The following is a 7,560-nucleotide window of genomic DNA, read 5'->3' as shown; positions in this document are numbered from 1 at the left end:
GCGCGGCAGTTGATGTATGCGGTGGCCACCGATATCGATACCGGTCGGCGGTGTTCGTTGGAGGCGTCGATGTGCAAGTTGGTGGCGACGGAGATGGCGGAGCGGGTGACCAGTGAGGCGGTGCAGATCCACGGCGGTGCCGGGTACACCACGGACTTTCAGGTGGAGCGGCACTGGCGGGATGCCCGGTTGACGAAGATCTTCGAGGGCACCAGCGAGATCCAGATGCGGATCATCTCCGACGAACTGCTGGGGAGGGCCGCCGAATGACTGCATCCACGGTCGGTGATCGCACGGTGAGCGATGCCCGGCGAGTCTCTGAACTCGCACTGTCCCTGCCGGAATCGTCGTTGACGGGAATCGCCGTGGCGGGGCTGCTCGCCCCGCGACCGGTAGTCGGAGCCACACGCACCGGGCTGCAATGGAATTCGCAGTCGGCGGTAGCGGACGACGACGTCGTCCGCGTCGAATCCGTCGTCACGCGGGTCGAACAGTCGACGGACGGAGCAGTCCTCGACCGGCACGTGCGACTCGTCGACGACGGCGGGTCGATCCGCGAGCAGGGCATCGAGACGTGGCGTCTGTCCGACCCCGCTGGAGTCCGATACGACCCGGCGGTCGACTTCTGCACCCCCGTCTGGGGAGAGGTTCTCCGCGAATCGCTCTCCTCCGACCCTGCCTTCGCGTCCTCGCTGGCGACGTGGGACGGCACGGTGGGCCTGCGCTGCACGGACGCCTCGGGCGGCGCTCGCGAGGTGCATTTGCGGATCTACCGCGGCCGGATCATCGACGTCGCGCGCCGCGTCCCGGGTGGGGCCACGTTCACGCTCGTCGTCCCGGCCGTGACGTGGGTCGACCTGATCGTCGCCGAACACAACGACTTCATGCGCCGCGCGATCAGCGGTGAATTCTCCTCCAGCGGCGACGGGTACGAGTACCTGCGACTCACCAAGCCGCTCGACATCGTCATCGCCCATGCCCGCACCGCCGCACGTGAGTGGCGCCGCGTGCCGGAGCACACTTTGCCACTCACGTGCGGAAGGGAGGCCCGGTCGTGATCGAGGCCCGGTACCTGGACATCGACGGCGCGCTCGGCTTCGTCGAAATCGTCACCCCCGACAATCGTCCGGACAGCGAAACACCCACCGTGCTGTGCCTGCACACCGCGGGGCAGAGCGGAGTTCAGTGGCGCCATGCCGCGTCCGCATTGGCAGACCGCGGTTACCGGGTGATCGTCCCCGACCTTCCGGGGCACGGGCGTTCCGAGCCCGCGGTCGACGGCCCGATCACCAGCATCGTGGTGTTCGCGGACTGGCTCGGGAAGGTCCTCGACGCCCTCGCCGTCGAACGGCCCTTCGTCATGGGATGTTCCATCGGAGGCAAGTTGACACTCGAACTCGCGACCCGCCCGTCGCGGCCGCTGGCCGGGGCGATCGCCATGGAAGCCGAGGCCGGTCCCGGCCGCGTCAACGTCGGCGGATTGCGCCGCGAACTCGAGGACGTCGCCGGACCCAGCCGCGCCGACCGCACGTATCTGGGCACCCTGGCGTCCATCGGGCGGTCCGTGCCCGAAACTCAGGCCCGCCTGATCGCCACGATGCACAAACGCGAGGACCCGGAGATCTCGTCCTCGGACCTCATCGCCTGGGGAACACACGACGTGCGGGACCGTCTCGCCGACATCACCTGCCCCATCAGGCTCGTCGCCGGAGCGCAGGACCCGTGGATCCGGGCCGGACTCGTCGAGCAGGCGGCAGCGAGAATCGAAGACGCCCGTCCGGGATCGACGACGTTCACCCTGCTCGACGACATCGGCCACTACCCCATGGAGGAGATCGACGATTTCGCCTCGGTGGCGGACGGCTGGCTGACGGAACTGCGCACGGCGGCGGTGCTCTCGTGACGGCGCACGACACGGCCACGCGCCGTGACACCCTCACCGCGCTGCTCGACGAACTCGTGACGGCCGACCCGCAGGCCGCCGTCACGATCGACGTCGTCGACGGCGAACCGCTCGTCTCGAGCCGCGCCGACCTCCGCGACCGCGTCGAGGCACTGAAGTCGGAACTCTCGAGGGTCGGTGTGCGCCGCGGCCAGTGCGTGGCGGTGCTGCTGCCGAACTGGTCCGATGCACTCGTCTGGCAGCTCGCCTCTTCGGCCGTCGGCGCACACGTCATCGGCGTCAATACCCGGTACAACACGCACGAGATCGCGCACATCCTCACCTCCGCGCGACCCGCGGTGGTCGCCGTGGCCGACCACTTCCACGGCCTCGACCTGTTCGGGCGACTCGACGAGGCGCAGCAGTCCGTCGACCTCCCGGCCCCGGCGGTCGCGGTGGTGCGCGGCCCGGCGGCCGCGGGCGAGGCGCCCGATCCGGCGCGATTCGACCTCGGCGGCGGCGCCTGGACGGCGGGCAGCGCGGACACCGGCGGTGTGCGGGTGCCGGAGACCCCCGACATGGCAACCACCACCGCCGCGGGCGAGCGGGCGGACCCCGGCGACCCGCTCGCCGTCGCCTTCACCACGTCCGGATCCACCGGCGTCCCGAAACTCGCGGCCCATCGGGAATCCGCGGTGGTCCGGCACGCGCGAGCCGACGCCGTCGTCCTCGACATCGAACCCGGCGACGTCACGCTCTGTGTGCTGCCCGTGTCGGGGGTGTTCGGATTCAGCACCGCCCTGGCAACTCTCGCCGGTGGCGGCGCCCTGCTGATGGAACCCGTCTTCGACGCCGCGGCCACGCTGGACCGCATGCAGTCGCTGAAGGTGACCCACGTGGTCGGCGGCGACGACCTCTTCACCCGCCTCCTCGACACCTGGCACGGGGGTGACCGCGCCGACCTGTCTTCGCTGAAGCGGCTCGGGATCGCCGACTTCCTCGGCCGTTCGCACGAGGTGGCCGCATGGGTCCGGGACGAATTCGACGCCGTCACCACGGGCGTCTTCGGGTCTTCCGAGGTGTTCGCACTGATGCTGCTGTGGGATGTCGCCGACCCGGAAGCCCTGCGCTGGAACGGCGGTGGGCGCCCGGTGGAACCCGCCATCGAGATCCGGATCGCCGACCCACTGGACGATTCCGCTCTCCCCGACGGCGAACAGGGCGAGCTTCAGGTACGCGGACCGAACGTCGTCGACGCGTACCTCGGCAATCCGGACGCGGCCGCGCGCGCGTTCACGTCGGACGGATGGTTCCGTAGCGGCGATCTGGCCGTCGCGACCGGCGAGGGCGGCTACACGTACGTGTGCCGGATGGGCGACGTGCTCCGGTTGCGCGGATTTCTGGTGGATCCCGCCGAGATCGAGCACCGGATCGCCGAACACGACGGCGTCCACCTCACGAAGGTCGTCGGAGTCACCGGCGGCGGCGGTTACACCGAAGCTGTCGCGTTCGTCGTCCCGGCCGAGAACGCCGACGTCGACGCCCAAGAGCTCAAGTCGTGGTGCGCAGAGTCGTTGGCGGCGTTCAAGGTTCCCGCCGCCGTCCACATCATCGAGGAAATGCCGACCACAGTGGGCGGTAATGGAGCCAAGATCCGAGCGGTCGAACTGCGCGAATGGGCGCAGCGGTGGACCGATCACGAAAGGGATTTCCGCAGTGCCTGAAAACTCGACCGCGCAGGCGACCGACGTCGTCGTCTGTGAGCCCCTGCGCACCCCCGTCGGCCGGTACGGCGGCCAGTTCAAGGACGTTCCCGCCGCCGACCTCGGCGCCCGTGTGGTGTCCGAACTGATCCAGCGCACCGGAGTGGATCCGGGCAGCATCGACGACGTGATCTTCGGTCAGTGCTACCCGAACGGCGAGGCACCCGCCATCGGCCGCGTCGTGGCCCTCGATGCGGGACTGCCGGTGACGGTTCCCGGTCAGCAACTCGACCGTCGCTGCGGATCGGGTCTGCAGGCTGTGCTCGACGCCGCGATGCGGGTGCAGACGGGGATCGCCGAACTGGTGATCGCCGGCGGCGTCGAATCGATGAGCCGCGCCGAGTACTACACCGAAGCGATGCGCTGGGGAGCCAAGGGCGCCCCGGCGGCGCTCCACGACCGGCTCGCCCGCGGGCGCGTCACCGCCGGCGGACGCAACTATCCGGTGCCCGGCGGCATGCTGGAGACGGCGGAGAATCTGCGCCGCAAGTACCGGATCAGCCGTCGGGAACAGGACGAACTCGCGGTCAGTTCCCATCAGCGGGCGGTCGCCGCCATCGACTCGGGGAAGTTCGCGCAGGAGATCGTTCCGGTGGAAGTCCAGATCCGCAAGGGTGATCCGCAGCTCGTCGACCGGGACGAGCACCCCCGCGCCGACACGACGGCCGAGTCACTCGCGCGTCTACGGCCCATCATGGGCGCCACCGATCCCGACGCCACCGTCACCGCAGGCAACGCCAGCGGGCAGAACGACGGCGCGGCGGCGTGCCTCGTCACCACCCGAGGACAGGCGGAGCGTCTCGGTCTCCGGCCGCTTGCCCGCCTGGTCACCTGGGCGGTTGCCGGCGTGGAGCCGTCCGAGATGGGAATCGGACCGGTTCCGTCCACCGAGCGGGCACTGAAGCGTGCCGGACTGACGCTCGCGGACATCGACCTGATCGAACTGAACGAGGCATTCGCGGCGCAGGCACTCGCCGTCACGCGCGAATGGAACTTCGGCGAACAGGATTTCGCCCGCACCAATGTCAACGGTTCGGGGATTTCACTCGGACACCCGGTCGGTGCGACGGGAGTCCGAATTCTCACCACCCTGCTGCGCGAGATGGACCGTCGCGGCGCCCGGTACGGCCTCGAGACTATGTGCATCGGCGGCGGCCAGGGTCTGACCGCGATCTTCGAACGGGCCTGACCGCTCAGCTGTCGAGGGTCCGAATCCAGTCGGTGAGCGCCCGCACGACCTGTGCGGGCGCTTCCGGCATCAGTGCGTGGCTGGCATTGGGGACGACGGTCACGGTAACCAGTTCGCCGAACCGGTCACATAATTCGTTCGCCGTCTCGCGGGGACGGAACGGGTCGAGAGCCGACTGCAGGTCGAGGATCGGCTGATGCGCCACCGCCCACCACTCGTCCTTCGGGGTGGCGGCCGAGGCGGCGAGTTGACGCTTCGACACCTCCGGATACCAGCCGCCGAGCCATTCCGTCGGATCGTTGCCCGGCGCGAAGAATCCGGTCTGCAGGTAGCCGATCCGCTCCGCGTCGGGCAGTGAGGAATCGGCGCACTTCACCGCCAATGCGGTGAGCGCAGCAGGATAATTGCGGGCGCCGGCGGCAGCCACGACGACGCCGCGCACCAGATCGGGCCGGTCGGCGGCCAGCATCCGTGCGACGTAATGCCCGTAGGCGTGACCGACCACCACCGCCGGGCCGTTGTCCTGTGCCTCGATCACCGCGCCGACGTCGGCGGCCAGGTCGTGCAACGTGATGTTCGCCAGCGGACCGGTGCTGCGGCCGATGCCACGAGGCTGCGGTCGGGCGACCCGGAACCCGTTCTGCGCCAATCCGCCCGCGACGTCGTCGTAGTCGTACGACTCCCGGCCGAGCGACGGCAACAGGATCACCGTCGGCCCACTTCCTTCGACGACGACCTCGATCACCGCGGTCGCGGTGCGCACGAACTCGGTGGTTCGGGCCGGTGACGTGCTGGCCATGACGGTTCCTCCACAAGCGTAAGACCCCGGGCGACACGAAGTCTCATCGTGTCGCCCGGGGACATGGTCGGTGTTTCAGTCCGCGGCGGGATCGAGCGCGAAGTCGTAGGTGACAACCTTACGCCCGGTCTCGTCCAGCCGCGGATCCAGGAGGAGTTCGGGTTTCGTCGCGGTGGCGACGTCGTCGTCGATCCAGTCTCCACCCGCGAAATACAGCTGCGTGATGATCGGCTGCTTGCCCGGCGAGGTCACTCGCAGATGCAGGTGCGCCGGGCGCCACGGGTGCCAGCCCGCGGACTCGATGAATCGACCGGTCGGACCGTCGGTCGGAATCTTGTACGGCGCAGGCTGAATGGTCGTGATCTCGTACCGGCCGTCCGCGTCGGTGACGACGGTCCCGCGCAGATTCCATTCGGGCAGGTGCGGGGCGAACTGCGAGTAGTAGCCTTCGTCGTCGGCATGCCACAGTTCGAGGGTGGCACCGCCGAGCCCGGCGTCGTCCAGGTCGGTGACCTGGCCCCGGAGGACGAGGGCGGTGTGCGCCCGATCCTCCTCGCGCATCGGAAGTGTGCACCGCGAGGGGAGCTCCGGCGCTCCGGGGACGTAGTACGGACCCTCGATGCTCCCCTTGGTGCCCCGGAAGTTCCGGGAGTTCACCTCTTCGATCTCGTGCTCGACGAAGACGTCGAGGAGCAGCGGCCATTCACCGCCCTCGCCGACGTCGATGAGCCACTGCTTGAGGACGCGATACTCCGGGTAGGTGACGGCGTGCTTCTGGATCAGCGCGCTCAATCCGGCGAGCGCCTCGGTGGCGATGGCGGACAGGCGCTCCGGGGACGTGTCGGCGGTGAACCGGGCGCCCTTGAACTTGTCCGTGGCGGCATTGCCGGATCCGACGGCGGTGGGGCTTTCGAGCGTGGTCATGGTAGCTCCTGGTCTGTGAACTAGCTGCGGCCGAAGTAGGAGACGTCGTCGTTGCCGATCAGGTCGGGCACCGTCCAGCCGTCGAGGTCGTACTCGGCGAGGCACTGCTCGGCGAGGCCCTTCATGGAGCTGACCGTTCCCCGGTTCTCCGCGAACATCAGCAGTTCCGCCTTCACGCCCTCGTGGTTACCGGCGTAGTTGCGCTCGTACAGTTCGTGACGGCCACCGAACTCGCTGCCCACCGAATCCCACAGGGCCTTCATGATCTTCACGCGTTCGACCGCGGGCATTCCCTCGGAGCCGCGGACGTACTTGTCGAGGTACGGGCGGACGTCGGGCGACTTGAAGTCGGCGGACGACGACGGCAGGTAGATCAGCCCGGATGCGACGTCCTGCTCGATGATCTCCTTGATCCGCGGGTAGCCCTGCTGCATGAACATGCGGTAGGTGAGGCCGTATTCGAGCTTGGGGATGACGGTGTCACCCACCCAGGGCTCGGGGTCGCGGACCATGGATTCGGTGAGCGACCAGAACAGGTTTCGCCACCCGATGACCTCACCGACACGGGTCTGCACACCCCGGAAGCCGCCGGCCCCGGTGGCGTCGAGCGCCTTCATGAGCAGGCCCGCGATGAAGTCGAGCTTGACGGCCAGCCGAGTGCAGCCCTGCAGCGTGAAGCGGGGCAGGAACCCCGACTGCGGGAAGAAGGCGTTGATCTTCTCCACGTCGCCGTACATGAAGACGTTCTCCCAGGGCACGAGCACCTTGTCGAAGACGAAGATGGTGTCGTTCTCGTCCATCCGCGACGAGAGCGGGTAGTCGAACGGGCTGCCCATGACCGCGGCCTGCTGGGTGTAGGACGTGCGGCAGATCAGCTTCACGCCCGGTGCGTCCATCGGGACGGTGCAGATGAGGGCGAATTCCTTCTTCTTGATCGGGAGGCCGTAGTGGGCGATGAAGTTGTAGTTGGTGATCGCCGATCCGGTGGCGACGACCTTGGCGC

At 68.5% G+C, this 7,560-nt stretch carries 8 protein-coding genes; 5 read left to right on the top strand and 3 right to left on the bottom strand.

Annotated features, from left to right (window positions below; all coding sequences use genetic code 11):
- From CA951_RS41860 to CA951_RS41840, 5 genes are all read left to right on the top strand, one after another.
- On the top strand, positions 1 to 270 hold a 270-nt coding region (locus CA951_RS41860; RefSeq protein WP_256974313.1), incomplete at its 5' end, for an acyl-CoA dehydrogenase family protein.
- Entirely contained in the window at positions 267 to 1,058 is a 792-nt protein-coding gene (locus CA951_RS41855) for a hypothetical protein (protein WP_087562443.1), read from the top strand. The genes CA951_RS41860 and CA951_RS41855, both read left to right, overlap by 4 nt.
- A complete protein-coding gene (locus tag CA951_RS41850; protein ID WP_087562444.1) occupies positions 1,055 to 1,903 on the top strand; it encodes an alpha/beta fold hydrolase in 849 nt (282 codons plus the stop codon). The genes CA951_RS41855 and CA951_RS41850 overlap by 4 nt, the downstream gene beginning before the upstream one ends.
- Entirely contained in the window at positions 1,900 to 3,606 is a 1,707-nt protein-coding gene (locus CA951_RS41845) for an AMP-binding protein (RefSeq protein ID WP_087562442.1), read from the top strand. Before CA951_RS41850 ends, CA951_RS41845 begins: the two co-directional genes overlap by 4 nt.
- The gene (locus tag CA951_RS41840) at positions 3,599 to 4,834 is read left to right on the top strand and encodes an acetyl-CoA C-acetyltransferase (RefSeq protein ID WP_087562441.1); all 1,236 of its coding nucleotides are present in this window, start codon (positions 3,599 to 3,601) and stop codon (positions 4,832 to 4,834) included. Before CA951_RS41845 ends, CA951_RS41840 begins: the two co-directional genes overlap by 8 nt.
- Positions 4,835 to 4,838: 4 nt before the next feature.
- On the opposite strand, the gene CA951_RS41835 is transcribed toward CA951_RS41840, so the two are convergent.
- The 3 genes from CA951_RS41835 to CA951_RS41825 form a co-directional block, all read right to left on the bottom strand.
- Positions 4,839 to 5,633 carry an alpha/beta fold hydrolase gene (locus CA951_RS41835; RefSeq protein WP_087562440.1) on the bottom strand — a complete coding sequence of 265 codons (795 nt, stop codon included), beginning with the start codon at positions 5,631 to 5,633 and terminating at the stop codon, positions 4,839 to 4,841.
- Positions 5,634 to 5,708: 75 nt separating this feature from the next.
- Positions 5,709 to 6,557, bottom strand: coding sequence for a catechol 1,2-dioxygenase (gene catA, locus CA951_RS41830; protein ID WP_087562439.1), 849 nt, complete (start codon positions 6,555 to 6,557; stop codon positions 5,709 to 5,711).
- Positions 6,558 to 6,577: 20 nt separating this feature from the next.
- Positions 6,578 to 7,560, bottom strand: a 983-nt coding sequence (locus tag CA951_RS41825; protein WP_306300883.1) for a 4-hydroxyphenylacetate 3-hydroxylase C-terminal domain-containing protein, incomplete at its 5' end; no start/stop codon positions are given.

This window comes from Rhodococcus sp. NCIMB 12038, from assembly GCF_002165735.1.
Taxonomy (GTDB): domain Bacteria; phylum Actinomycetota; class Actinomycetes; order Mycobacteriales; family Mycobacteriaceae; genus Rhodococcus_F.
Note: the sequence above shows the minus strand (reverse complement) of the source record. Positions and strands in the feature narration are given on the sequence as shown.

Coding starts and splice junctions, on each gene's coding strand:
- CA951_RS41855 (WP_087562443.1), top strand. CDS start 267: ATGACTGCATCCACGGTCGGTGATCGCACGGTGAGCGATGCCCGGCGA.
- CA951_RS41835 (WP_087562440.1), bottom strand. CDS start 5,633: ATGGCCAGCACGTCACCGGCCCGAACCACCGAGTTCGTGCGCACCGCG.
- catA (WP_087562439.1), bottom strand. CDS start 6,557: ATGACCACGCTCGAAAGCCCCACCGCCGTCGGATCCGGCAATGCCGCC.